At 70.5% G+C, this 22685-nt stretch carries 45 protein-coding genes; all 45 read left to right on the forward strand.

Annotated features, from left to right (window positions below; translation table 11 throughout):
- Positions 1 to 3: 3 nt before the first annotated feature.
- Entirely contained in the window at positions 4 to 786 is a 783-nt protein-coding gene (locus ACQUFX_RS13320) for a hypothetical protein (RefSeq protein ID WP_428966348.1), read from the forward strand.
- A gap of 76 nt (positions 787 to 862) precedes the next feature.
- Positions 863 to 1303, forward strand: coding sequence for a hypothetical protein (locus tag ACQUFX_RS13325; RefSeq protein WP_428966349.1), 441 nt, complete (start codon positions 863 to 865; stop codon positions 1301 to 1303).
- A gap of 81 nt (positions 1304 to 1384) precedes the next feature.
- On the forward strand, positions 1385 to 1807 hold the full coding sequence (locus ACQUFX_RS13330) for a hypothetical protein (RefSeq protein WP_428966350.1): 423 nt from the start codon (positions 1385 to 1387) through the stop codon (positions 1805 to 1807).
- A 73-nt stretch (positions 1808 to 1880) separates the two neighbouring features.
- Positions 1881 to 2585: a hypothetical protein gene (locus tag ACQUFX_RS13335; RefSeq protein ID WP_428966351.1), complete on the forward strand. Its 705-nt coding sequence runs from the start codon at positions 1881 to 1883 to the stop codon at positions 2583 to 2585.
- A gap of 71 nt (positions 2586 to 2656) precedes the next feature.
- The gene (locus tag ACQUFX_RS13340) at positions 2657 to 2923 is read left to right on the forward strand and encodes a hypothetical protein (RefSeq protein WP_428966352.1); all 267 of its coding nucleotides are present in this window, start codon (positions 2657 to 2659) and stop codon (positions 2921 to 2923) included.
- 97 nt (positions 2924 to 3020) lie between these two features.
- Positions 3021 to 3254, forward strand: coding sequence for a hypothetical protein (locus ACQUFX_RS13345; protein WP_428966353.1), 234 nt, complete (start codon positions 3021 to 3023; stop codon positions 3252 to 3254).
- 81 nt (positions 3255 to 3335) lie between these two features.
- Positions 3336 to 3641 carry a hypothetical protein gene (locus ACQUFX_RS13350; protein ID WP_428966354.1) on the forward strand — a complete coding sequence of 102 codons (306 nt, stop codon included), beginning with the start codon at positions 3336 to 3338 and terminating at the stop codon, positions 3639 to 3641.
- 70 nt (positions 3642 to 3711) lie between these two features.
- Positions 3712 to 3972 (forward strand): hypothetical protein, encoded by a 261-nt coding sequence (locus tag ACQUFX_RS13355; RefSeq protein WP_428966355.1) that lies wholly within the window; start codon positions 3712 to 3714, stop codon positions 3970 to 3972.
- A 68-nt stretch (positions 3973 to 4040) separates the two neighbouring features.
- Positions 4041 to 4319 carry a hypothetical protein gene (locus ACQUFX_RS13360; RefSeq protein WP_428966356.1) on the forward strand — a complete coding sequence of 93 codons (279 nt, stop codon included), beginning with the start codon at positions 4041 to 4043 and terminating at the stop codon, positions 4317 to 4319.
- A 95-nt stretch (positions 4320 to 4414) separates the two neighbouring features.
- The gene (locus tag ACQUFX_RS13365) at positions 4415 to 5140 is read left to right on the forward strand and encodes a hypothetical protein (RefSeq protein ID WP_428966357.1); all 726 of its coding nucleotides are present in this window, start codon (positions 4415 to 4417) and stop codon (positions 5138 to 5140) included.
- Positions 5141 to 5461: 321 nt separating this feature from the next.
- Positions 5462 to 5893, forward strand: coding sequence for a hypothetical protein (locus tag ACQUFX_RS13370; protein WP_428966358.1), 432 nt, complete (start codon positions 5462 to 5464; stop codon positions 5891 to 5893).
- Positions 5894 to 6005: 112 nt separating this feature from the next.
- Positions 6006 to 6353 (forward strand): hypothetical protein, encoded by a 348-nt coding sequence (locus ACQUFX_RS13375; protein ID WP_428966359.1) that lies wholly within the window; start codon positions 6006 to 6008, stop codon positions 6351 to 6353.
- 25 nt (positions 6354 to 6378) lie between these two features.
- Positions 6379 to 6810 (forward strand): hypothetical protein, encoded by a 432-nt coding sequence (locus ACQUFX_RS13380; RefSeq protein WP_428966360.1) that lies wholly within the window; start codon positions 6379 to 6381, stop codon positions 6808 to 6810.
- A gap of 74 nt (positions 6811 to 6884) precedes the next feature.
- Positions 6885 to 7295: a hypothetical protein gene (locus ACQUFX_RS13385; RefSeq protein WP_428966361.1), complete on the forward strand. Its 411-nt coding sequence runs from the start codon at positions 6885 to 6887 to the stop codon at positions 7293 to 7295.
- Positions 7292 to 7483 carry a hypothetical protein gene (locus ACQUFX_RS13390; RefSeq protein ID WP_428966362.1) on the forward strand — a complete coding sequence of 64 codons (192 nt, stop codon included), beginning with the start codon at positions 7292 to 7294 and terminating at the stop codon, positions 7481 to 7483. The genes ACQUFX_RS13385 and ACQUFX_RS13390 overlap by 4 nt, the downstream gene beginning before the upstream one ends.
- Positions 7484 to 7557: 74 nt before the next feature.
- Positions 7558 to 7851 carry a hypothetical protein gene (locus ACQUFX_RS13395; protein ID WP_428966363.1) on the forward strand — a complete coding sequence of 98 codons (294 nt, stop codon included), beginning with the start codon at positions 7558 to 7560 and terminating at the stop codon, positions 7849 to 7851.
- Positions 7852 to 7929: 78 nt separating this feature from the next.
- Positions 7930 to 8355: a hypothetical protein gene (locus ACQUFX_RS13400; protein ID WP_428966364.1), complete on the forward strand. Its 426-nt coding sequence runs from the start codon at positions 7930 to 7932 to the stop codon at positions 8353 to 8355.
- Positions 8356 to 8432: 77 nt separating this feature from the next.
- Entirely contained in the window at positions 8433 to 8972 is a 540-nt protein-coding gene (locus ACQUFX_RS13405) for a hypothetical protein (protein ID WP_428966365.1), read from the forward strand.
- Positions 8973 to 9181: 209 nt separating this feature from the next.
- Positions 9182 to 9511, forward strand: a complete 330-nt coding sequence (locus tag ACQUFX_RS13410) for an STIV orfB116 family protein (protein WP_428966366.1) — start codon at positions 9182 to 9184, stop codon at positions 9509 to 9511.
- 80 nt (positions 9512 to 9591) lie between these two features.
- Complete coding sequence (locus ACQUFX_RS13415) at positions 9592 to 10200, forward strand: hypothetical protein (RefSeq protein ID WP_428966367.1); 609 nt, start codon at positions 9592 to 9594, stop codon at positions 10198 to 10200.
- A 58-nt stretch (positions 10201 to 10258) separates the two neighbouring features.
- Positions 10259 to 10672 (forward strand): hypothetical protein, encoded by a 414-nt coding sequence (locus ACQUFX_RS13420; protein WP_428966368.1) that lies wholly within the window; start codon positions 10259 to 10261, stop codon positions 10670 to 10672.
- Between the two features lie 12 nt (positions 10673 to 10684).
- Positions 10685 to 11086, forward strand: coding sequence for a hypothetical protein (locus ACQUFX_RS13425; protein ID WP_428966369.1), 402 nt, complete (start codon positions 10685 to 10687; stop codon positions 11084 to 11086).
- A gap of 353 nt (positions 11087 to 11439) precedes the next feature.
- Entirely contained in the window at positions 11440 to 11964 is a 525-nt protein-coding gene (locus ACQUFX_RS13430; protein WP_428966370.1) for a hypothetical protein, read from the forward strand.
- A gap of 72 nt (positions 11965 to 12036) precedes the next feature.
- Positions 12037 to 12312, forward strand: a complete 276-nt coding sequence (locus tag ACQUFX_RS13435) for a hypothetical protein (protein WP_428966371.1) — start codon at positions 12037 to 12039, stop codon at positions 12310 to 12312.
- Between the two features lie 105 nt (positions 12313 to 12417).
- Entirely contained in the window at positions 12418 to 12681 is a 264-nt protein-coding gene (locus tag ACQUFX_RS13440) for a DUF5983 family protein (protein WP_428966372.1), read from the forward strand.
- An 86-nt stretch (positions 12682 to 12767) separates the two neighbouring features.
- A complete protein-coding gene (locus tag ACQUFX_RS13445) occupies positions 12768 to 12953 on the forward strand; it encodes a hypothetical protein (protein ID WP_428966373.1) in 186 nt (61 codons plus the stop codon).
- A gap of 167 nt (positions 12954 to 13120) precedes the next feature.
- Complete coding sequence (locus tag ACQUFX_RS13450; RefSeq protein WP_428966374.1) at positions 13121 to 13663, forward strand: hypothetical protein; 543 nt, start codon at positions 13121 to 13123, stop codon at positions 13661 to 13663.
- Between the two features lie 94 nt (positions 13664 to 13757).
- Entirely contained in the window at positions 13758 to 14183 is a 426-nt protein-coding gene (locus ACQUFX_RS13455) for a hypothetical protein (protein ID WP_428966375.1), read from the forward strand.
- A gap of 84 nt (positions 14184 to 14267) precedes the next feature.
- Positions 14268 to 14696, forward strand: a complete 429-nt coding sequence (locus ACQUFX_RS13460; RefSeq protein ID WP_428966376.1) for a hypothetical protein — start codon at positions 14268 to 14270, stop codon at positions 14694 to 14696.
- A 242-nt stretch (positions 14697 to 14938) separates the two neighbouring features.
- Positions 14939 to 15322 (forward strand): hypothetical protein, encoded by a 384-nt coding sequence (locus ACQUFX_RS13465; RefSeq protein WP_428966377.1) that lies wholly within the window; start codon positions 14939 to 14941, stop codon positions 15320 to 15322.
- Positions 15323 to 15405: 83 nt separating this feature from the next.
- Positions 15406 to 15876 carry a hypothetical protein gene (locus tag ACQUFX_RS13470; protein ID WP_428966378.1) on the forward strand — a complete coding sequence of 157 codons (471 nt, stop codon included), beginning with the start codon at positions 15406 to 15408 and terminating at the stop codon, positions 15874 to 15876.
- 81 nt (positions 15877 to 15957) lie between these two features.
- Positions 15958 to 16302 carry a hypothetical protein gene (locus tag ACQUFX_RS13475; RefSeq protein ID WP_428966379.1) on the forward strand — a complete coding sequence of 115 codons (345 nt, stop codon included), beginning with the start codon at positions 15958 to 15960 and terminating at the stop codon, positions 16300 to 16302.
- Between the two features lie 187 nt (positions 16303 to 16489).
- The gene (locus ACQUFX_RS13480) at positions 16490 to 16795 is read left to right on the forward strand and encodes a hypothetical protein (RefSeq protein ID WP_428966380.1); all 306 of its coding nucleotides are present in this window, start codon (positions 16490 to 16492) and stop codon (positions 16793 to 16795) included.
- A gap of 262 nt (positions 16796 to 17057) precedes the next feature.
- Positions 17058 to 17225 carry a hypothetical protein gene (locus ACQUFX_RS13485; RefSeq protein ID WP_428966381.1) on the forward strand — a complete coding sequence of 56 codons (168 nt, stop codon included), beginning with the start codon at positions 17058 to 17060 and terminating at the stop codon, positions 17223 to 17225.
- Between the two features lie 84 nt (positions 17226 to 17309).
- Positions 17310 to 17786: a hypothetical protein gene (locus ACQUFX_RS13490; RefSeq protein WP_428966382.1), complete on the forward strand. Its 477-nt coding sequence runs from the start codon at positions 17310 to 17312 to the stop codon at positions 17784 to 17786.
- An 86-nt stretch (positions 17787 to 17872) separates the two neighbouring features.
- On the forward strand, positions 17873 to 18301 hold the full coding sequence (locus ACQUFX_RS13495) for a hypothetical protein (protein WP_428966383.1): 429 nt from the start codon (positions 17873 to 17875) through the stop codon (positions 18299 to 18301).
- Positions 18302 to 18374: 73 nt separating this feature from the next.
- Complete coding sequence (locus ACQUFX_RS13500; protein ID WP_428966384.1) at positions 18375 to 18764, forward strand: hypothetical protein; 390 nt, start codon at positions 18375 to 18377, stop codon at positions 18762 to 18764.
- 99 nt (positions 18765 to 18863) lie between these two features.
- Positions 18864 to 19430 carry a hypothetical protein gene (locus tag ACQUFX_RS13505; protein WP_428966385.1) on the forward strand — a complete coding sequence of 189 codons (567 nt, stop codon included), beginning with the start codon at positions 18864 to 18866 and terminating at the stop codon, positions 19428 to 19430.
- Positions 19431 to 19509: 79 nt separating this feature from the next.
- The gene (locus ACQUFX_RS13510; protein WP_428966386.1) at positions 19510 to 20007 is read left to right on the forward strand and encodes a hypothetical protein; all 498 of its coding nucleotides are present in this window, start codon (positions 19510 to 19512) and stop codon (positions 20005 to 20007) included.
- Positions 19997 to 20176 (forward strand): hypothetical protein, encoded by a 180-nt coding sequence (locus ACQUFX_RS13515; protein WP_428966387.1) that lies wholly within the window; start codon positions 19997 to 19999, stop codon positions 20174 to 20176. The genes ACQUFX_RS13510 and ACQUFX_RS13515 overlap by 11 nt, the downstream gene beginning before the upstream one ends.
- A 75-nt stretch (positions 20177 to 20251) precedes the next feature.
- The gene (locus ACQUFX_RS13520) at positions 20252 to 20422 is read left to right on the forward strand and encodes a hypothetical protein (protein ID WP_428966388.1); all 171 of its coding nucleotides are present in this window, start codon (positions 20252 to 20254) and stop codon (positions 20420 to 20422) included.
- A 70-nt stretch (positions 20423 to 20492) separates the two neighbouring features.
- Positions 20493 to 20951 (forward strand): hypothetical protein, encoded by a 459-nt coding sequence (locus ACQUFX_RS13525; protein ID WP_428966389.1) that lies wholly within the window; start codon positions 20493 to 20495, stop codon positions 20949 to 20951.
- Positions 20952 to 20994: 43 nt separating this feature from the next.
- Positions 20995 to 21336: a hypothetical protein gene (locus ACQUFX_RS13530; protein WP_428966390.1), complete on the forward strand. Its 342-nt coding sequence runs from the start codon at positions 20995 to 20997 to the stop codon at positions 21334 to 21336.
- A complete protein-coding gene (gene cas7c / locus ACQUFX_RS13535) occupies positions 21333 to 22190 on the forward strand; it encodes a type I-C CRISPR-associated protein Cas7/Csd2 (protein ID WP_428966391.1) in 858 nt (285 codons plus the stop codon). The genes ACQUFX_RS13530 and cas7c overlap by 4 nt, the downstream gene beginning before the upstream one ends.
- A 182-nt stretch (positions 22191 to 22372) precedes the next feature.
- On the forward strand, positions 22373 to 22669 hold the full coding sequence (locus ACQUFX_RS13540) for a hypothetical protein (protein WP_428966392.1): 297 nt from the start codon (positions 22373 to 22375) through the stop codon (positions 22667 to 22669).
- Positions 22670 to 22685 lie beyond the last annotated feature (16 nt).

The following is a 22685-nucleotide window of genomic DNA, read 5'->3' on the forward strand; positions in this document are numbered from 1 at the left end:
GACATGGAGGGCGCGTCCCAGGAGCAGCAGGATGAGGCGCGCCGGGAGGTCGATCGACTGGCCGGCGAGGCGGCGCCGCTGGAGGTGGCGTACCAGCAGCGTCGGTGGCCCCGGTGGTGGTTCGTGCCGGGTGGGCACCTCCACCGGGAGGGTCAGTGTTCGACCCTCTACCAGTCGACGCAGCGGAACCTGGCCCCGAAGGCGTCGGGGTTGGACGACGCCGGGGTGGTGGAGTTGTACGGGTGGCACGTGTGCACGGTCTGCGTGCCGGACGCGCCGGTGTTGGAGGGGTTTCGCTCCCCCGGTTCGGAGGCGCAGGCGGAGGCGGACGCTTCGGGCGACTGCCTCAACACTCTTCCGAAGACCGTGAACCGTCGGTACCACACGCCGTTCGGCGAGTGCGGCGAGTGCGGGGCCACGGGGGTGGCCGTGACCAGCCGGGGCAACCTGCGCAAGCACAAGCACCAGCGGCGCGCCGACGACGCGGCGAGGGTGGCCCGGATCGAGGACCCGAAGCTGATCGGCACCCCGACGGGTGAGGAGTTGCGGGTGGGCGGGGACACCCTCCGCACCCTCCGCACGGCGGAGATCAAGTATGTGGATGAGTTGGTGTTGGCCGGCTCGTCGGAGGCGCGGCCGGACAGCAACCCGACCTTCATCTCGGAGAGGCGGGCCAACGCTGCGGTCATCGCCGAGGCACTGGCCGCCAAGTTCAAGTGCTCGGTGGACGAGATCACCGAGAGGTACGCGGCGCGCGTGGCGAAGAAGCTGCGCGAGTACGCCTGACCGCTTCGGTCCCGCCCGGCAGGTGCCGGGCGGTGGCCGTGGCCGCCAGGTGGGTGGACAAAGGAGAGAAGAAGTCATGGCGCTGAACTGGGAAAGTGCGGGGGGAGACGACCCGCGAGAGCAGTTCGCTGACAGCAAGCATGGCACCAACGCTTACTGGTCGGTGGGGCCGCATGTCGACGGTGGGTGGGGCGTCGAGTGGGTTCCCCGCACCGACGACCTGGACGAGATCTCCGCCGAGGTGGTCGATCTCGGTGTGCACGACAGCGAGCACGAGGCGAAGCGGGCCGCGCAGACCCGCGAGGACGAGGCGACGCACGAGGACGACGACGGGTGCGCCATCTACGCCAACGAGTGGTACCCCGTCACCTGCGACGACGAGGAGGTGAACGTGCGAGACCTGGAGGTGGGCGACGTGTTCACCGAATGCGAGCTGTCCGACCCGCAGCGGGTGGTGGCGACGGGGCGCGACATCACCGGGGCGTACCACCTGGAGTGCGACTCGGTGGACGACTGACCTGACCGCTTCCGTGACGCCCGGCTCCGCGCCGGGCGCTCGCGGTGGTCGCCAGGGTGGTGGCCCGGGAGGTGACGACAGGTGGCATTGCCGACGCGTGAGCAACTGCTGGCGCTGGACGAGGAGGCGTGGGACGCGCTCCAGGAAGACATGGTCGAGGCGGGTATCGCTCGGACCGGAGCCAAGCTGGCCGCCGAGGTGCGGCGGCGTGTGCTGGCCGACGCTGACCTGATGGGCGACTTTCGTTACGCGCAGCCCGTCACGGCGGTGTTCGGGTCCACTGTGTACGACAACGGCTGGTTCTACGACACGTACGCGACGTTAACGTTCTCGGATGGGGGCAAGGAGGAGGAGTACGACCTGTCCGACGAAGGTGGCGAGCCGGTGCGGATCGAAGCTCTCGTGGCGGACCTGTCCGGGTACGACGCGGTCGGGTCGACGTCGACCATGACGCTCAACCTGACCAACGGGTCGGTGGAGTTCGACACCTACGGCAACAACTGACAGCTTCCGTGGTGCCCGGCTCCGGTCGGGCGCGCGCGGTGGCCGCCAGGTGGGCGCGCCGAGAGAGGTGATCATGAACAGTATGGCTTTGGAGTTGCGCGGGCTGGACGAGGGGTCGCTGTACAGGGGGCTGGGCGACGACTCCCGGTTCCCCGTTGACGCGGTGCGGGCGGAGATCCGGCGGCGGGAGATGGAGAGGCTGCCGGCTGGAATCGCAGAGGTGCTGACCTCGCGACCGACCATCATCCCCCCGCCCCTGCTCGCCGAGGTTCGGTCGGTGACCTTCGGGACCACCGACTACGACGACGGGTGGGCGTGGGGCACCAAGGGTGCCGTGCTGCTGGCCGATGGCCGGCGGGTGACGGTGGGGTTCGAGGACGCAGCCGTCGCCGACTCCTTGGTCGAGCTGTCCGAACACGCCGAGAACCCCCTGACCGCGAGCGACACCCTGACCGTCGAGGTGGCCGGGTGCGCGCCCCTGCGGCCGGTGCTGCTGACGTGGCAGGCCGGCGACGAGCAGCACGAGGAGCGGGGTCTGGCGTGGGAGGAGGTGAAGACCCTCACCAAACTCTTCGAGGGGTTGGACTACGGCTTCGCGGACCTGGCCGGCGCGCCGAGCGTCTTCGGACTGAACGAGCGCGGGCAGCGGTTCCCGCTCACGGTCCGGGTGGACCGCGAGCCCTTCGACAGCAGCGACTTCTCGTACCGCACGGTGGTGGTGACCTGGCCGGACGGCGCGACCGTCGAGGCCGGGTACCGCATCGACGGGCGCGCCTGACCGCTTCCGCCGGGCTCGGCACGACCGAGCCCGCGCGGTGGCCGCCAGGGTGGCGGGCAAGGAAGGAAGGCGTGTCGAACGAGGACCCGTTCCGGGCGTACATCGACAGGTTCAACGGTGACGCCGGCCAGGCACTGCTCGACTTCGCGCGGCGGGCGGGCATCGCCGTGGCGTGGGTCGACCGTCAGGTGGTGGAGCGTCACTTCCGGGAGTTGACGGATGCGGAGTGGGAGCTGTTGCTCCCGAAGCTCGACAAATACGACGAGCACGTCAGCAACTTCGACGGGGTCGAGGACGAGTTCCTGGACCGCATCCTCAGCGACGCGGGCTTGTCTTGACCGCTGCCGCCAGGCTCGGGTAACCGAGTCCGGCGGCGGCAGCGGTTATGGAGACGGCCGTCATGCAACACCGTTCACCTCACGAGAAGGAGTAGGTATGTACGACTTGGACGATCTGATCGCGAGCCTCCAGCAGATGCGGGAGGCGATCCCGGCCGACGAGGGCGGCAAACGGCAGGTGGCCGTGTTGCTCGACGCGTCCGACCTCCTGGAGCCGGACCGCTTCCAGGGCTTCGCCGACGGTGACGCGCTCGTCATCGACGGCGTCGAGACGCGGGCGCAACTCTCCCCGACCTGCCTGGTGCTGCGCGCCCGCCCCGACGAGGGGTGACGCTGCCCTGACCGCTTCCGCCGGGCTCGGCGCGTCCGAGCCCGCGCGGTGGCCGCCAGGGTGGCGGAGGCAGGAGGCGTCGTGGGCTACGAGGTGTGGGTGGATGAGGTCGGCGCCGACCTGGAGTTCGTCGTCCTGTGGGACGGCGGAACGACGGTTGGTGTCATGGCGGCGGTGTGCACTTACCTGGCCATGCGGTCCGGGGTACCGAGCGAGGACCAGCCGAGGATCGTCTCGGCGTTCATGCGCTCGGGTGACGAACTGGTCCGGGTGTACCCGACGGTTCGACGGATGCCGGGCGACCGAGTGGAGGTGCGGTTCAACCTCGACAAGTACCGGTCGCCGCACGGCCCCGTCGTCGCTCGGGGCTGGTACCGGGTCACCTGACCGCTTCCGCCGGGCTCGGCACGACCGAGCCCGCACGGTGGCCGCCAAGGTGGCGGAGTGAGGGGAAGTCATGAGCGACAAGGTGATCCTCCTGGCCGCTGGAGACACGGTGTACCTGTTCAGGCCCGACCAGAAGGACATCGCCGACGCACAGGAGGCGGTGTTGCACGTGGCGTATCCGGCCGAGGAGCCTACGCGCGCCACGCTCACGCCCGAGAGGGTGTCGGTCGTGCTGGACAAGCTGCGCCAGGCAGAGCCGGATATGCAGGTCCAGGACCTGCGCGGGGGTGGCGAAACGTCCAGCCCCATCACCGGCGAGTCGCACGAGTGATGGTGGCCACCGGGCTCCGGTCCGGCGGCGCGCCACCGTCGGGCGGTCCGACTGGAGAGAGGGGCAGTATGAAGACCCAACCGAGGTTTCCTCAGCCCGACGCAGAAGAGATGCGGCGTCGGCACTACAGCCACGGCGCGATCGACGGCACGCTACACATCCGCAGCCTCGGCGACGAGCAGGTTCTGGCGGCGGCTCGCAACCAGGAGAGCGACGCACACCGCGCCATCTTGAAACACCTGGGAACCAACACCAACCCGAGCTGGATCACCGGCCGTTGCGCCGAGGAGGCGTACGAGCGTGGGCTGATCGGCGAGCGCGAGTTCGACTACCTGTTCGACCAGTAACCCGTACGAACGATGGTGGCCGCCGGGCTCCGGCCCGGCGGCGCGCCACCGTCGAGCGACTGACTGGACGGAGAGAGGGGCCGACTGTGGCCTACGTGATCGTGCGGAACGTGTTCGACCCGGAGCGGGCGGCGGCTGCCGCCGAGCAGCAGGGGCAGCACGAGCGGGCGCTGCTGCTCCGGCGCGTCGGAGCGGGGTGTCAGGTGGTGGCGACTGCGGGCAGCACCGTCGCCCTCGGGGGCGACCTCTGGTTCCCGGTCAGTCCGGACCGGAAGCAGCTCGACCGGCTGCTCGACCGGATCAACCAGGCCGACCCGCTGCCGGGTACCCGGTACCACTCCCGGTTCGACTACGACCCGGACTGGGTCAAGCAGCGGGCGGCCGTCGACGAGGCGATGGCGGCGGCCTGGAGGGAGCGGGGGGTGCGCCGCATGGTGGCGGTGCCGGCGGCGAACGCCTTCGCCCGCTCGTACTACGAGTGGGACGAGCGGTGGGACCTGAGCTACCCCACCGAGAAGTCCTGGTCGGCCAACGAGCAGCGCAACTTCTCCGAACGGGCGGCCCGGCTACTGAACGGGATCGCCGGGCTGCTCCTGGTCAGGGGTGCCGCGCCCGCCGACTACGTCCTGCACGGTGCCATCGAGAACGGGTGGATGGCGGGCCTCGACGACCGGTACCCCGAGGAGGCCAACGGCCGGTACACCCTCGGGTCGGTGTTGGAGGTGGCGTACGGCCTGGCCTACGTCATGGCCAAGTACGGGGAGCGCCACCCCGACTGGTTGAAGGTGGCGGTGTCGGCCGGCACCGCCGGCAACTCGTGACCGTGGGGTGATGGTGCTCGCCCGGCTCCGGCCGGGCGGGCGCCACCGCCGGACGATCCGCGCGGAGAGAGGCAACGATGTGGGTCTACATCAGGAGTGAGTCACAGTTGTGGACCGTGGGGTTCTTCAAACCAAACGGTGCGTGGGAGCCGGACAGTGACCACCGCACCCAGGGCAGCGCCGGACGGCGCGTCGCCTGGCTCAACGGCGGTGGCGGTGAGGAGCCCGAGATCGAGTGACCGCACGAGTGATGGTGGCCGCCGGGCTCCGGTCCGGCGGCGCGCCACCGTCGGACGGTCCGGCTGGAGATGGGAGATCAAGGTGGTCGAGCACGTCCTGGGCGAGGGGTTCCTCGCAACGAGTTCCATCGAGCGGTACACCGACCGTCGTGGGGCGGTGTGGCTGGTCGGGCGGTATGACCCGACCGACGGGGCCATCCCGGTCGTGCCGGACCTCGGCGAGCACAGCGGGCAGTTCGGCACGCTGGTGGCCGAGGTCGTCGAGGCGCGGGTCGAGAACCCGAACCGCCGCTTCCCCTCGTCCGACGACATCGGGGCCAGCGTCGGTGAGGTGGTGGAGCTGGGGACCGGGGTCCTGTTCAGTGAGCCGGCCTGGGTCAGCGGCGACACTGCGACGACCGCCGTGGGGGTGAAGCCCGTCGACGGTCGCGCGACCGACTGGATGGACTCCATGGCGCTGGTGCGGGCGGGCGGCGGCCAGAAGGTGCGGCTGATCTTCAGGCCGAGCGCCTGACCGTGCGAGTGACGGTGCCCGCCCGGCTCCGGCCGGGCGGGACGCCGCCGTCGGACGGTCCGACTGGAGATGGGAGAAGGTCGTGCAGGGGCTCGGTACGGGGTGGAAGCTGGTGCGACAGGAGGTCGCGCCGGACGGCCACCTGGTGCAGATGTACTACGGAGAGTTCGGCAAGGGCCGCGCCAAGATCCGGTCGTGGAAGTTGTTCCGCAACGGCGCGAACGCCGGGTACGCCAGCATCGCGTCCGACGCGGAGGTCAACTTCGACCGGGTGATGGCGGGCCTGATGCTCAACAGGAACACGGGCAACTACGAACCCGGCGGGGTGATCGTGCCCGACAACTGCCCCATGTGCGGGGTGGACCTCAAGGGCGACGGCTACCCCTTGGGCCACCAGACGGACGAGGGGGAAATCTGCGAGTTCTACCTCGATCTGCCGTTCGCGCCCGACGAGGACTGATCGAGGGTCACCGCGAGGGGTGACGGTGCTCGCCCGGCCTGACGCCGGGCGGGTCGCCGCCGGCCGCGCGGTGCGGCGGGAGATGGGGCAGACGATGAGCGACGACGAGAACTACACCGCCGACGGCGACCTCCGGTACCACCGCCCCGACGAGAACGGGGTGGAGGTGGCCTGGGAGGGGGCCGACCGGTGGCTGGTCGGCACCTGGGCGCATGACGCCGTAAGCGGCACGATCCGGGACCTGATGACCCGGATCGCGGATCGCGTCGTCCACGGGGACGAGGACTGGGCACCGCTCAAGGTGTACCTCCTGGGTGAGGGCGGCACGCTGCACAAGTGCAGCGTGCACACCCACCTGGTCGACGGCCGCCGGGAGGTCCACATCATGCGGGCCGGGGGCGGCGGACTCGACTCGGTCGCCAGCGCCCGGTTCAAGGTCTCGCACCGCGAGGGGTGACGGTGCTCGCCCGGCTTCGGTCGGGCGGAACGCCGCCGGCCGCGCGGTGCGGTGCGGAGATGGGAGACGGAAGCATGGGTGACTACACGGTGAGCCAGGACGACCTGGTCTACCTGGCGAACTGGACGCCCGGGGTGTTCCGGGTGTCCATGAACCTGCCGGACGGACGGGTGGTCGTCGCGGCGCACCCGGACACGGAGGCGGGGATCCGGGGCGAGGTCGGCTCGCGCGAAGTGTGGCCGGCGGTGAGTCGGCTGCACGGCAAGGAGATGCTGCGCGGCGAGGTGGTCATGGCCTCCCCGCTGCGTGGACGCGAGGGCTGGGTCGTGCTGCTGACGCAGGTCGGCGCCGAGTACGTCACGGGCCTGATCAGCGAGGCCGACCTGGCCGGCGACAAGCCCGAGTGGGGGGCGGGCCGCTGGTTCAAGGAACGGGACCAGGCGGTGCACAACCTGCGGGTGCGCTCAGGCTGGTCCCCCGCGTGACCGAGCCGGGCGAGCTGTTCGACGTAGAGACCTGGGTCTTCGAGCGGGGGACGGTGATCGAGAAGATCACGTACTCGAACCTGACCCGAGAGCAGGCCGACCGGCTGCGGTGGCTGGTCGGTCAGTCGGAGGGAATGTTGTGTGACTGGCGGCCGGCGCGCCGGCCGCCGACCAACCGCGAGGGATGACGGCGCCCGCCCGGGTTCGCCCCGGGCGGGACGCCGCCGGCCGCGCGGTGCGGTGCGGAGAGGGAGGTAGTGAGATGAGTGAGGCACGTACGGCCGTCTGGGTCTTCGAGTCGGAGCGGACGGAGCGCGGCTACGTGCCGAGCGTCGTCGTCGAGGGGAAGCCGGGCCACATCCCGCTGTCCGGGCAGGGCGAGGGCGCGCAGCCCTGGTACTGGGGCGCGACCCTGGAGGAAGCGCGGAAGATCGCCACGGAACACAACGCGCGGCGCGGCCTGACCGAGAGCGACGTGCAGGAGATCGTGGCGTCGTCGTTCGCCGCGCAGCTCGACGCCGACCGGCGCAGATTCGACCGGCCGTACCAGCTCTGACCGCTTCCGTCCGGCTCGCCTGCGGGCGAGCCGTGGCGGTGGCCTGGCCAGACCAGGAGACACGAGAGCGAGGACAGCATGGACGCGAGCGAGTACATGGCGATCCCGGATCAGGGCAAGCGCGAGTCGGTGCGGCAGGACGCCGCCGCGATCCTGGAAGAGGCCCGGTTCGCGATGGCGGAGCTGATGGCAGCGGAGGCGGCGCTGTTGCTGCTGCCCTACTTCGCCGACGTGGACAAGGACAGGTGGTTACTGGAGGATGACGCGCGCCCGGGGGAGATCGAGTTCCGGTTCCACCCCGCCGTCGACAGCCACCACGGGGCGAGTGCCGACATCACCATGGTCTGGACCCGCGCCGGGGTCGTGCTATGGGATGTGGAGGACGAGAGCGAGATCGAGTTCGAGGGACCGGTGACGGACTTCCTGGCCGGGGCGGTGGAGGTCAGCCCGTCGTACTTCCTGACGGCGGGTCCCGACCTCTACCGCTACATCCTCCCGAGCTGACCGCTTCGGTCCCGCCCGACTCCGGTCGGGCGGTGGCCGTGGCCGCCAGGTGGGCGGATGAACGAGAGGCATATCCGATGAGCGACGAGACGTACGCCCCGCAGTGGGCGGCCAGGTGGCCGGAGCGGATCACCCTCGACGAGGCCGCCGAGGAGATCAGCTTCGACGTGTTCCAGGGGGACCCGGAGGGCACCATCCTGCTGGTCAAGGTGCTGGTGCCGGTGGCGGGGCTGGTCACCTGGACCCTGGAGGCGTTGGCGGACAACGACTCCGAGGACCGGACCGGTCGACTGGAGGACGGGCTGCTGGCCGGCGGCGGATGTGTGCCGCCGGTGGTCATCCTCCCGAGCAGCGGACTGGCCGACGGCAACCACCGGGTGGCGCTGGCGGAGCAGGGTGGCCGGGCGCACGTGCCGGCCTACGTGGTGCCGGTGGTTGACGCCAACGGCGACGAGGTCAGTCTTCCGCCCGGCTTCATCCTGCACGACGGGTTCCGCGAACACGCGGCGACCCAGGTGCCGGCCCCGGAGTGCGGGCACTACATGCCCGAGGCCGAGGTGCGCGGCGGCCGGCCCCGCTGCGCCTCGTGCAACGGGGTAACGGGCGAGGCGTCGTGACCACACCTTGAGGTGGCGCGTCGGACCGATCACCGTCTGCCGGTGCGAGCGGTTGTTAAGTGTGGATGGAAGAATACTGATGGCGCTGGTGGACGTGGTCTTTCTCTGACCCTGCCCCGGGCCTTCTCATCACCCCTGGAGGGATGCTCGACCCGTCGGTGACACCGGCGGGCGGGCGGTCACAGCCCTGCAAGGTCTGAGGAGACCGCATGTCCCCCCTGCCCATCGCAATCCTGAACACCAGCATCGTCACCACGGACGGCGACTACACCGTCCGTGAGATCACCCTGGAGGAGGCGATCGCGATCGCCCACTCCAGCGAGATCGACTCGGCGGTGGGGCACGATGCCACCGCCGCCCTGCTGACCGAGCTGCTCGGGGTGGCCGTCCCGGTCAACCGGCAGATGTTCGCGCAGCGCCCCGGCCAGAAGGCGCTGGTGTTCAAGCTCAACGGGCGTCCGGCGCCCGGTGTGGAGCTGGACCTCGCGGGCCTGGAGCAGGTCGGCTACACGTTCAAGCTGCTCACGCGTACGGCCTGAGGCATCTTCCGGCCCACGGACTACGCGCCGTGGGCCGGCGGGGCACCTCAGCCCACACAATCACGATCGGAGCGGCAAAGATGAAGCAGGCGACCGTGGGCGACTCGGTGTTCGTGCCGGGCGATGGCCTCCCCGACGGGGAACCGAAAGTCGGCGAGGTGGTCGAGCACACGCCCGGCCACACGGTGGTCGTGGAGTTCCCGAACGGAGCCCTCACCGAGATACCGGAGGGCGGGGTCACCCTCGCCGTGAACACGATCGACCTGCTCGGCATCGCTCGGCCCAGCGAACTGCACTGGTTCACCTGGGGAGGCGACGGCGACGGCCCCGCCGCGGGCACTTTCGTGGATCGGGGGCCGAGCGGGTACCTGCCCGACGCACCGTTCGAGGCGGGCTACCCGGAAACCTTGGCGGCTGTCTGCGCCGAGACCGGGCGGCGGTGGCTGGCCGTCGCCTACGTCTACACCGACGAGTCGATGGACTTCGACGACGTGCGGGAGGAGATGGACTCGTTCGAGGCGGCGGCGGACGGACTGCTGCTCGCCCACGGCCAGCACCTCAACGCGTTCATGCACAGCAGCCCCCGGGAGGCGACGGAGGCGGTGGTCATCGAGTTGGGGATCGAAGTCCCCAACGACGTGTTCGAGGCCCTCGCCGACGCCCTCCGCTCGATCCCCGAGAACGCCTGACGCTTCCGTGGCGCCCGGCTCCAGCCGGGCGCTTGCGGTGGCCGCCAGGGTGGCGGAGATGGGAACGGATCTGATGAGTAGCGAGACGAGGCGTTGCACCCTGCCGGTCGGCACCTTCGTGCGGGTATCGGAGCGGGGCAGCGGCAGGAGGTACGCCGCTGTGGTCGTCGGGTACGACCTCGGGTGCACGAAGTACGAGGTCGGCCGCCGCTTCGCGGGGTGGGCCTCGTGGCGGTACCTGAACGGCGGGTCCTGGCCCTTCCCGGCGGAGGTCGAAGAGATCCCGACCAGAGAGTTCAGGTACGACAGCGAGAACCTCGACGGCAAGGAGGGCGTGGTGACCTACACCGTGCCCTCCGAGATCAACGTGACCTGCGAGGCGCACGCGAGCGACAACGCGCTGCGCACCCGGTGGGACTTCCTCGACGGCACGACGTGGGACTCCCTCAACCCGACCCCGGCCGGCGAGTAGAGGAGGGACTGAATGCAGATCACGGTTGCGCTGGTGCGCGCGGAACTGGAGAGGGTCGCGGCCGAGCGGCCCGACCATCGGGACGGGCGGGCGGCCAACCGCCAGCCGTGCCGGTACCTCACCGGCGGTGAGCCGAGCTGCCTGGTGGCGCTCGTGCTGCACCGCCTGGGCGTATCGGTCGGCGTCCTGCGGGCACTGGACCACGAGGTGGGGCGGCGCGGTGCGGGGGTACGCATCAACGAGAGCCGGCACCCGGCGCTGCGCCGCGTCGAGCCTGCCGCGCTGGCCCTGCTGGCGTATGTGCAGCGCATGCAGGACAGCGGCCACACCTGGGGCCAGGCTGTCGAGGATGCTCTCAGTGAGAAGCGCCGGTACGGCCGGTTCGCCCGGCCGTGGATGACCCCGAGCGCCTGACCGCTTCCGCCAGGCTCGGCGAGACCGAGCCCGTGCGGTGGCCGCCAGGGTGGCGGATGAGGGAGGAAGCATGGGAGCCGGTTGGATGAGTGACACGGCAGAACGCGGTGACCTCCCGGTCGATCTCCCCGCCCTGACAGGCGGGGAGCCCTCCGATGAGTGCCTCGAAGCGGGTCTGATCTGCTCGATCGACCCGCGCAGCGGAAGGTGCACGGAGTGCGGGATGGCCGAGAGCCTCGGCCAGTAGCCGAGGGCGGCGGATGAGCGCGAGCCGCTCTGGCGCCTCTCGCGCGGACCTGGCGTCCGTCGGGTTCGCGCGCGGGCGGTCAGGGTGGCGGGCGAAGGAGGTTCACATGCCCGTCGTCCCGCTCATTCCTGTCAGGATGCGTCGCTTGCCCACCGTGGGTGGGCTCGCCGTTCCGTGGATCACGCTGGTTACCCCGGACGGCCGAGTCCGCTTCGGGGTGGTCAACGCGCGCCGACAGCAAGCGGCGATCCTCGGTCGACTGTGCCAGATATGCGGCCAGGCGCTGGAGGCGCGGATCGTCCTGGCGATGCGGGCGGTCGACCTGCGGCGGCACCTGGCCCCCGAGCCCGGGCAGCACCCGGAGTGCGCCGGCTACAGCGTGCGGGCCTGTCCGATGCTGAGCGGGCGGCTCAACCAGTACCGGAGCAATCCGGCGCCGGTCGACCCGGCTGTCGGCACGACGGTGGGTGACTCGGAGCGGGGCCGCGCGGGTCAGCCCGCGGAGCCCTGGAGTTTGGTGTGGGTGTCGGGCTACCGGGCCACCACCGATCCGGAGAACGGGCTACCTGCGGTCCTGGTTCTACCGTGGCAGGTGCTACGAGTCCGACCGATCAGACAGCAAGAGTCCTGACCGCTTCGGTCCCGCCCGGCTCCGGCCGGGCGCGGGCCGTGGCCGCCAGGGTGGCGGGCAAGAGAGGGCGTGATGAGCGAGGGTATGACGCGGGCCGAGGAAGAGGTCGCCAACAAGGCGGCCCACTTTTGGCCCCAGGGGGATCACGCCGTGGACGGCACCCGACCCGCCATCGAGGTAGCTGGGGCGATGGTGTTCGCCTACGTCGAGGGCGGCGAGTTGTGGGTCTCGGTTGACCTGGACGAGACCGACAGCCGGCTGACCCGCGAGGACAACACGGTCCCCCTGCGGGTAACCGTCCAGGGAACGCAGGTGTTCGTCGCGGACGGCCTACCCAAGCTGGTCTGACCGCTTCCGTCCCCGCCCGACTCCGGTCGGGCGGGTGGCGGTGGCCGCCAGGGTGGCGTGCGAGAAAGGGAAGTCATGAGCCGCGAACCGCGAATCATGCGAGTCATGGACCTGTCGACGCATCACCTGCCCGAGGATCTGGGTTCGGCCGGCCTGGCCGACGTCGCCGGGGTGGTGGCCCACGAGTTGGAGCACGGCTGGCTGCTGTGGGTGCCCAGCACGGAGGAGCAGTGGTTGGGGCGACGGAGGGCCATCGGTCGCCCCGAGGTGGTGGCGGTGCTGGAGTACGCGCGCCGGCACGAGTGCGACTACGTGTTGTTCGACTCCGACGCCGAGCCGGTGTCAGAGCTACCGATGTGTACGTGGTGAGCGCCGGGCCGCTTCTGTCCTCGCCCGGCTCCGGCCGGGCGAGTGGCGGTGGCCGCCAGGGTGGCGACCGGGAGGAGAGCAAAACCATGACCGGAAACAACACGGCGCCGGTGCTCGACGGCAACGGCGACCCGGTGGCGGTACCGCCGGAGATCGTTCCGGACGACACCTTCCGGACCTTCATGGCCGGACGGGTGCCGGCGAAGAAGTGCCCGCACTACATCTCGAAGCAGGAGGCGGAGGCCGGCTTCAAGAAGTGCGAGCGCTGCTGACCGCTTCCGCGCCGGCCCCTGGTCGAACCGGCACACCGCGCAGCGCTGGGCGTAGCCGTACGAGTGATGGGGGTCGCCGGGCCTGCGGGTCCGGCGGCCCCCACCGTCGAGCGGATGCCTCGACTGGGAGAGGAGGGGTTGTGAAGACTCCGGCAAGGTGGCCACGGATGGGTGCCGACGAGCTGATGCGCGGCGGTGGGCTGAGCAAGCGCGAGGTCGCCGAGATGATGTTCGTTCGCGACCTGGACGACGAGACGGTTCTCAGCGCTGCTCGCAACGAGGGCGGGCCGGAGCAGAAGTCCATCCAGGGGCAGATGGGGACGTACCCCGGGCTGATCCGAATCACCAACCTGTGCGCGGTGGAGGCATTCGGCCGCGGGTTGATCGAGGGTGGCGAAGCCGAGTTGATCCTGAAGGCTGAGCGGTTCAGCTACAACGCTCGGGCGGTGGACGCTGGCGGCGGGTCGGTGCCGGACTCTGGGGTGTTCGGGGACATGGACGTGTACGCGGACTTCACCGTGGTCAACGGTGACCACGAGGAGGCCTTGGGGCGGGTTCGTGACTGGGCGCAGCGGACGATGTCGAGCGACCCTCGGGTGCGCAGCGTCTCCGTGTCCAGGTCCAAGCGCACCGTCGGCTCGACGGGTCCGTGGCAGCCGGACCGCTACCACGGCAGCATCGGCCGAACCGACGTCGGCCTCTCCGAGTGAACGCCTGACCGCTTCCGTGCCGACCCGGGGCAACTCGGGGCGGTGCGGTGGCTGCCAGACGAGCTGGGCAGACCATAAAACGAGAGGTGTGGTTATGACTGGAGTCAAGTGGGACGCTCTCGTTCCGGAGGGTAAGCCGTTCGAGATGGTGGACGTCCTCTACCACCTGCGGCGGGGTCCGGACGTGGACGGGATGCCGCGCTGGTCGGTGTTCCAGGACGGTGCGTTCGCGCCCGTTGGGTACCTCCAGGGGCACTACTGCCCGGACTACCACGGTGACCCGGAGTTCGCGAGGGAGCCGCGCCTCATCGCTTTCGACAAGGCGGGCGAGCGGATCGGCTCACCGCCGAAGCGGGCCTTCGAGACGTGCCTGGGGTGCGTCACCACCCTGATGAACGCGCTCGTCTGGGTGCAGATCAACTTCGACGCACCGTGCAGGTTCCCTACGGCCCCGGAGGTCGAGCAGAAGCACGGCAAGGGCGAGATCGTGCGGACGTCGGTGCGCGAGCTGACGGACTGACCGCTTCCGTGCCGGCCGGGACAACCCGGGCGGTGCGGTGGCTGCCAGACGAGCTGGGCAAGCCATAATCACAGGAGTGTGGTCATGGAGGACAACAGGTGGGTCGAGGTCGAACCGCTGGGACCGCAGGAGGCGGGGAGTACCGGCGGGGACGAGCAGCTCAGCGAATCGTGGTCGCGGCAGTTCGTGCTGCCCGCGAACGCCGAGGGGTTGACCCCCGTAATGACGATCCACTACTACGTGGCGTTGGAGAACCACAACGACGCCGACAGCGCACACCTGCTGCGCCGCCAGATCGAGTACACGCTGTGCACGGACCCGAAGAACCCGGGCGACACCGAGAGGTGGTCCGACTACAGCTACGTGCGGATGCCGTTCCCCGGTGCTCCGACCGAGAAGGACGCGCGGTCGGCCTGCGCGACCATGCCCGTCCCGACGGTGGCGATCTGGGACGGGGTGCCCTGGCGCCAGACCGTCGACTCGCCGTGGTGGCGAGCTGGTGAGAGGTCGTAGACGTGGGGCGGGTGTCGAAGTGGTATCGGTACCACATCACGAGCGGTCGGACGCGCGAAAGCTTCGACGGGTACGGGCCTCGCGAGTTCGGATGGAAGTGCACGTGCGGTGATCGCTCGGGTTGGTTCAAGACTTCCGAGCGCCGCGATACCTCGGCGACTCGCCACCGAGACAAGAAGCACGGCCAAGTCTAACACCATAAGGGTCACTATGCGCGCTCCGGCGCGAGAAAGGGTGGAGTTATGACCACGAGCGATGAGTTCGCCGTCGTCTGGTCCGTGGTGCGGGGCGACTCCCCGACCGCTCAGGCCGTCGAGCCGGCGATGGCCGGTGTCGAGATCCCGCGCGACGTCCTCGACTGGGCCGAGGGGCACGGGCTCAGCGACGAGGACCCGGACGTCTACCTCTTGGTCGCCCCCGCCGACGAGGCCGGCGAGGTTTCCGGCGAGGTCGCCTGGATCAAGCGGGCGGCGAGCGCCGAGGATCTGGCGCGCATCCGGGCAGAGCTGGCGGGCCGGGTGGGCGGCGTGCCGCTCACCGACGCGCTCGTGGGGCGGCTCAGCGCGGAGGCCGAGCAGGGATACGACCTGGCTGGGCTGCGCCCCCGGGGTGGCATCGGCGAGTGAGTGTGGCGAGGTGATTAGGTCGTGCATCCGGGGTGACCCGGGTGCACGGCCTTGTCAGTTCGATAGAGGAGAGGAAGAGACCGGTGAGCGGCGACAGCCTTGAGCAATTCCAGCGGGACTTCGCCGCGATGCACGAGCTGGTGGCGAAGCTGGAACCCGACGACGCGGCGGGCCTCGCCCGTGTCCGCGAGTTCCTGGAGAACCAGCGAGCCGTGCCGGCGGCGCACCTGGCGCGCGCGGCAGCGGACCTCTACTACCTCCAGGGTCACACGGTCGAGGCTCTGGCTGCCCATCTGGGGCGCAACAAGCAGGCCGTGTCGGAGGTGCTGCGGAGCGCGAACGCCCCGACGCAGTACCTGGCAGTCCGGCGTGACCCGGACATCGAGTCCTACGAGACCCGATGGGTGCCGGTGACGGTGACGCTGGCGTCCAAGCGGGAGTTGGCCGCGATGCGAGAGCAGGGGTGGCGCATCGCGCCGGCCGCCTGGCAGGTCGCCCCGGATGCTGTGCGTCCGGCCGAGCTATGGGAGCGCCTGGGCGAGGTCGAGGGCTGACCGCTTCCGTGGCCAGTCGCGGTGGCGGGTGGCCTGCGGTGGCGGGCGGACCGCCTCGAACAACATGTGAAGGAGCAGGAGATGAGCTGGAGTTTGGTACGGCCGCACGGGGCCGACATGAACCTCCCCGGCGCGTCGCTGGTCGACGCGGTGGAGAGGAACTTCGACGCCATCGCCCGTGAGCTGGGGGTTTACCAGCGTGGCGGCTACAAGCTGATGTCGGCAACCCTGGAGAAGGGGGATGGCACTCTCGGCTTCAAGCCCTACGCCCAACTGACGATCGAGGCGATGCCGTCACAGGAGTTGCCGCTGACGGGCACGACGGACGTGAAGCGGACCTTCACCGGCAACATCTACGCCAAGCCGGAGGAGATCCCGGACGGCGTCCACCACTTCGAGATCCGCACGGCGCCCTCTCCGGCGTAGTTCGCGGACTCACCCCCGGATGCGGCGCCCGACTTCGGTCGGGCGCCGTGTTCGTCGGCAGGGTGGGCTCGCTCCCCGCACGCGTGGGGATATTGTGTTGGGCATGCCCGCTCCCCCCTCTCCGCACGGCACGACCAACCGGTGGCGGTCGGGCTGCCGCTCATGCAGGCCGTGCGAGGAAGCCCACATGCTCGACCTGCGTCGGTGGCGCCGGAAGCGCGCGGACGAGCGGTTCCCGGTGAAGCTGCGCACGCGGGTGCTCCAGCTGGTCCGTCGTGGTGCGACGCCGGCCGACGCGGCGCGGGCTGTGGACCTGCCGGTACAGACGATCCACTCCCGTAGCCGGATCGATCCGGCCTGGCAGGCGCGGCTGGACAAGGCGTTGATGGCGGGCCGGCGCCCGGACGTGCCGCACGGCACCCCGAGCGGGTACCGGTACCACAAGTGCCACTGCCCGGAGTGCCGGGCGGCCCACCGCTCCCCCGCATCCTGACCGTTTCGGTCCTGCCCGGCTCCGGCCGGGCGGTGTCCGTGGCCGCCAGGGGGCGACCAAGAGGGGGTCGGCAGCATGAGTCAATTCGAGCGGTACCTCGCCGCCCGACAGCGCCTGGCCAATCAGCGCGTCGTCCTGACAGCAGTCTTGGATGAGCGCGCGATCGTGCGCGAGAAGGCGATGGAGGCGTTCCGGTTCGCCGCAAGCCGGCACGGTGCGCCGGGTCGGTGGGCTGGTTGGAGTCTGGAGAACGGTGGGTGGCGTGACGGCCGCCTGGTCCGCACGGACGACGGGTGCGCCCGTCGAATGCATCTACGTCAACCTCCATCATGGGCTCGGGCGCATGGTGGCTGACGCCTTCGAGGCGGAGGGATTCCGCGTCACCTGGTCCGGGCAGGTCCAGGACGCGCTGCTGGTGCATCTGAACTGACCGCTTCCGTGGCGCCCGGCTCCGGCCGGGCGCGCTCGGTGGCCGCCAGTTGGCGGAAGGCGCAAGCGAAAGAGGTGGACCATCATGGGTCCTGTACTGACCCCCACCCGGATCATCCGGAGCATCTGCGGCAGCGGTGACCTGGCGGCGGTGCTCAACGCCCCGGCCCTGACGGAGGCCGACGCCGCCGAGACCCCCCGCGACTGGCTGGCGGGCATCTGGGTGAACGGGGCCGTGTACTCGCTGGACCCGGCCGTGACCACGGAGACGCTGGCCGTGCTCGCCGACGGCGCGGGCGCCGTCGAGTGGTCCCCCGAAGGGCTGGCGTGCGGCTACGGCCACGGGCGGGTCGGGCACTGGTGTCCGGCCGACGTCGAATCGTGGCAGGACGGCGACGTCCGGGGCGTGACCCGGGACTGGCGCTCGATCCACATCTGGGACGCCAACGGCTACTCGGAGAGCATCGTGTACCCCACGGTGGCCGAGGCGAAGGCGGCGTTCCTGGTCGAGCGCGACCTCCTGGAGCGGATGGGTGAGGAGTTGGTGGCGAACGCCGCCTGATGATCGCGGTCTCGCGGGTCGGTCTCACCTCCGTAGGCCGACCCGCGAGACTGGCACGAGCGAAGTCGAGCGAAGGAGCGGTGAGGGTGAATCCGATCGAGGGTGCACACGGGAAACTGATCATGGGTGGGTGGATCGGTGAGACTCCGCAGGGCCAGGAGGAGGTGTTCCTCTTGCTGACCACCCCCTCTCCCACGGCGGGCGAGTCGATGACCGCGATCGCCTCCGGCCTGGGGCTGCGCCCAGCCACCGACCCCCGCGACCCCGTCGAGGTTCCCGTCGAGGCCGCGGGGGTCGCAATCCGTGACGACGGATGGCTGCGACTGCACATCGGCAACGACCACGCCGAGCGCCCCGTGCACGTCGAGATGATCGACATGGCGCGGGCGCGCCGCCGGGTAGTGCTGGTGGTCGGCACGAAGCCGATGCCGCCGGGGGTGGCCGAGGACGCCTACATCGACGCCCACGGGGGTGCGGCCTGGCTGGGCCTCGTCTCCGTGACGCCCCACGACTGACCGCTTCCGTGGCGCCCGGCTCCGGCCGGGCGCGCGCGGTGGCTGCCAGAGCGGCGGCGCGAGAGGGGCAATCATGACCATCTACACGGCCGAGCAGGTCATCGAAATCGGCGGGCGTGAGTGGGAGAAGAAGGGGAAGTACCGGGTCTACCTCAACGACGACATCTGGCCCGACCTGATCGGGCTGAAGGTGGAGAGGTACAACACCGGCAACATCTGCGCCGCCTGGCTGGACGGAGACCGGATCAGCAACAGCCGGGCCAACGACATCCTGTTGGCGATCGCCAAGGTGTACTGGGACTCGGCGGACGGGCAGATCCACATCTGGACCCGCTCAGCGGGGCGGTACATCGACGAGGTTCCCGGGTGGATCCGCGCCGGTATCGCGAAGGCAGCCGCCGTCTTCGAGGAGGGCGCGGATCTCGTGAAGCCGGACACCCACCAGGTCATCGAGGTGATCTGAGGGCGAACGCGTGCGACTTCTGTGCCACCCGACGCTGACCGGTCGGGTGGTGCGGTGGTCGAACGGCTCGACCAGTCTGAATGCAGGGAGGTGATCGCCATGGCGATCGTCCTTTACGCGGCGGTCCTGGAGGTCAGGGACGGATCGGGGTGGGCGCCCAGCGCGCCCATCGAGATCAAGGCGGACGAGGGAACGTCCCCGGCCGAGGCGGGTGCGGACTTCATGGCCACCCGCAAACCTCGGGGTCGGTGGCGGCTGCGGGTGTGGGTGGGCGACCGGGTGCGGCTGGCCGCTCCCCCGGCGGCCACCGTGACGGCAGAGACTCTGGCCGCCGCCGAGCGCGGTGAGGTTCCCGTCGCCCGGGCCAGCCGGCGACACCACCCCGTTCGGGTGTCGGGGCCGGTGTCTGCGGTCGTCGACCGGGTGGCGTTGGCCGACATCGAGGTAGGGCAGCGGGTGTTGCTCACTGACGACCGGCACGCCTCGGCCGCTCACGAGTGCACCGGCCCATGGTGGCCGGCGGCGCACGCCGAGGGTGCCGTCGAGGCCGTGGTGAAGCTGCGCGCGGTCACCCAGGGCCGGGACGGCGACGTCGTGGACCTGGTGACGACGGTCGGCGAGGTCCGCCGGGTGTCCGCCGAGCGCTCGATCGCCCTGGCCGCCTGACCTGACCGCTTCCGTGCCCGCCCGGCTCCGGTCGGGCGGGTGGCGGTGGCCGCCAGACGGGCGGAAGAGGGGAGCTGCGGTGTTCAGGTTGAAGACGTTGCGAGGAGATGAGGTTCAGGCCGCGCTCGCCGGAGCGTTCGTCATACCGCCGTCGTGCGATCGGTGCGGTGACGACCTCGACATCCACGATCTGCTGGTCGTGGAGTTCAGCAAGAAGCGCTGGCAGGTGGTGGGCTGCGACCGCAAGCCGCGTGTGTGGCGGATGTGGGCCCGCCGGCAGGTGAACGCCCCCGACGGGCGGGACTTCCGGTACTTCGGTTCGGCCGAGACGGTGGCACGGCCGTGGCTGGGCTCCGGTAAACCGACCGAGGTCGAGCTGACCGAGGATCCCGACGGCTCGTACTGGGGCTGGATCGACTGCCAGGGGGAGACCGGCCACGCCGGGATTCCCGTCATGATCGAGCCGCACGAGGGGATGTTCCGGATGCAGGAGCCGAACGGCTTCGACGGGAAGGCGGCTCGGGGGTACGGCGAGATCGTCCGGATGACCCTGAGGAAGCTCCGCGATGGCCGCTGACCAGGCGCGGGCGGGTGAGCCCGCGAAGCGCAAGGCGTGGGTCCGGTACTTCGCCAACCATCCCGAGGTGGTGGCTTCGTGGGGTGAGCAGAACGACAGGTGGCCGAACTGCTCGTGCCCGAAGTGCGACCCGGAGGGGCTGCTGCCCCGGCCGAACATCATGGCCTGACCGCTTCCGCCACCCGCCCGGCTCCGGCCGGGCGGGTGGCGGTGGTTGCCAGGGTGGTGACCAGAGGGGAGAGCTATGGAGGTCGTGTTCGAGAGCGGGGCGGGCTGCGAGCAGCATCGTTGGGAGGGCGTCGCGGTGGCGCCCCTGGTCGGCGAGACCGTCTGGCTCCGGGAACGGTGGTTCAAGGTCGTGGAGCGGGCGTGGCATGGGCCGGAGAAGCTGGCGATCATCGTTCGTCGGCTCTGACGAGATGGCGCCAACAAGCGAGCAACACCCCCTCTTGACAAAGCAAGAGGGGGTGTTGCATTCTCTGTACATGACAGTGCCGGCCGAGGTCGAGGCGGTGGTCGGGACGGCGGAGGGCGCCGAGCTGGCCGCCTGGTACCACCACGACCTCCTGGACTGGGAGCCGGACGGCTACGAGACGATCGGCGCCGGCTCCCACCGCACGGTCTACCTGGACCACGCGACAAACGTCGTGTACAAGGTCGGCCTCGAATCGGCCAACCGCTGCGAGGTCCACACCCTGGCGGAGCTGCGCCGCAAGGGCGTCGACTACGCCCCGCCGGCCACCCTCTACGAGGTGGAGGTGCCGGACCGGTTCGACCCCGCCGGCCCGCCGCTGGGAGTGACGGTGGTGGCCATGCCGTACCTGCCCGACGACGGGTCCATTCCCGGGCCGCGCCCGGTGCTGCCGGGGGCCAACGACTTCAACCCGCAGAACACGGTCGCGCACCGCGGCCGGTACTGGCTGATCGACGCCGGCGGTCTCTGACCCCGCCGGCCACGCCCGGCCAGCCACGCACGCAAGGAGGAGAATGTCCACCGTCGGATACGAGGTCGAGCCCTACGAGGTCGAGGCGGCCGTCTCGGCCGCCATCGGCGCGGACCTGGAGGCGGCCGGCGAGCTGGGCGACCCGCTCGCCCGCTACCACGAGCTGACCCGGTTGCAGCGCCTCTGGGAGGAGGCAGCGCCACGCATCGCCCGCGCGATCAAGGCGGAGCGGGGCGCGGCACTGGCCGCCACAGGTCTGCGCCACCAGGATCTGGTGGAGCCGACGGGCCTGGGCACCAGGCAGCGGGTGCAGCAGGTGACGGCCGCTGCCGCGCGCCGCGATCCGGTCGCGCTCGCCGCTGCCGGACAAGAGGCGGGCCGGTGAGCGGCACGCACCTCGACCCGACGCGGCGGCACGACGCGGTGGTGCTGTTCGAGGTCACCGACGCCAACCCCAACGGCGACCCAGACGCCGAGAACCAGCCGCGCACCGACGACGAGACGGGGCACGGCCTGGTTACGGACGTGTCCATGAAGCGCCGCATCCGCGACACCGTGGCGATGCTGCACGGCGATGACGAGCGGTTCCAGATCTTCGTCGAGGCCAGGAGCGCCTTGAATCCCCGGTGGGAGCAGGCGCGTGCGGCGTCAAAGAAGGACGACAAGCTGGGTGCCGTGCAGCGGATGTGCGCGTGGTACTTCGACGTGCGGATGTTCGGCGCGGTGCTGACCGGCGGCGGGAAGGGCGCGAGTGCGCAGGTGCGCGGGCCGGTGCAGATGGGCTTCGCGCGCAGCCTGCATCCGGTGCTCCCCAGCAGCCACATGATCACCCGGGTCACGCAGACCCGCCAGGAGGACATCGACAAGGGCGAGCGCAACGAGATCGGCAGCAAGTGGACGGTGCCCTACGGCCTGTACCGAGCGCACCTGCACTACTCGGCGCCCCGGGGCATGCAGACGGGTGTCACGGAGGAGGACATGGCGGCGCTGTGGCGCGCCACCGCCATGATGTTCGAGTGCACCCGGTCGGCGACGGGGGTGATGGACGTCGTGGGGCTGCACGTGTTCACCCACCAGGATGCCTTCGGGGCGGCGCCGTCGAAGGCGCTGTTCGGCCGGGTGCGGCACGAGTCGATGTCGGGGGCGCCCCGCAAGCACACCGACTACGAGCAGGCGATCACCGCCGGTGAGGTGCCGGGGGTGACGATGACGACGTTGGTCGACGCCTGGGCGTCCTGACCGCTTCCGTCGGGCTCGGGCTGTCCGAGCCCGCACGGTGGCCGCCAGAGGCGGAACCCCACCAGATCGGAGAGGTCATGAACCCTTACACGCACCCGCGCGGGCGGTCACCGGGTGGCCACCGGCCGCCGGCCGCTCGGCGCCCGCCGGCGACCGGTTACCCGCCGAACGCCGGATGGACCATGTCCCCTGCTCCCCGCCGGCCGGACCTGGCCCGCGGGTGGCACCCGGACCACGGGTGGGGCTGGTACCCGGCGCCGCCGGTGAGTCCGCCGCAGCCCCGCTCGGTGGGCGGGGTCGCGCTGAACGGCGTGGTCACCCTGGGTCTGGTGCTGCTGCTGGGCCTGCTGCCGCTGGGCGCGCTCGGTCTCATCGTGTGCGCGTACATCGTTGGCGGCCCCCTCGCCGGGACCGGGGCCGCGTTCGGCCTGCTCGTGGTCGTCGGGGCCGGGTTGCTCCGGTGGGCGGCGAGCCGGTAGTTCGCCGTCGGGTATC

It is taken from the genome of Micromonospora fluostatini (assembly GCF_050410825.1).
Lineage (GTDB): Bacteria > Actinomycetota > Actinomycetes > Mycobacteriales > Micromonosporaceae > Micromonospora > Micromonospora rosaria.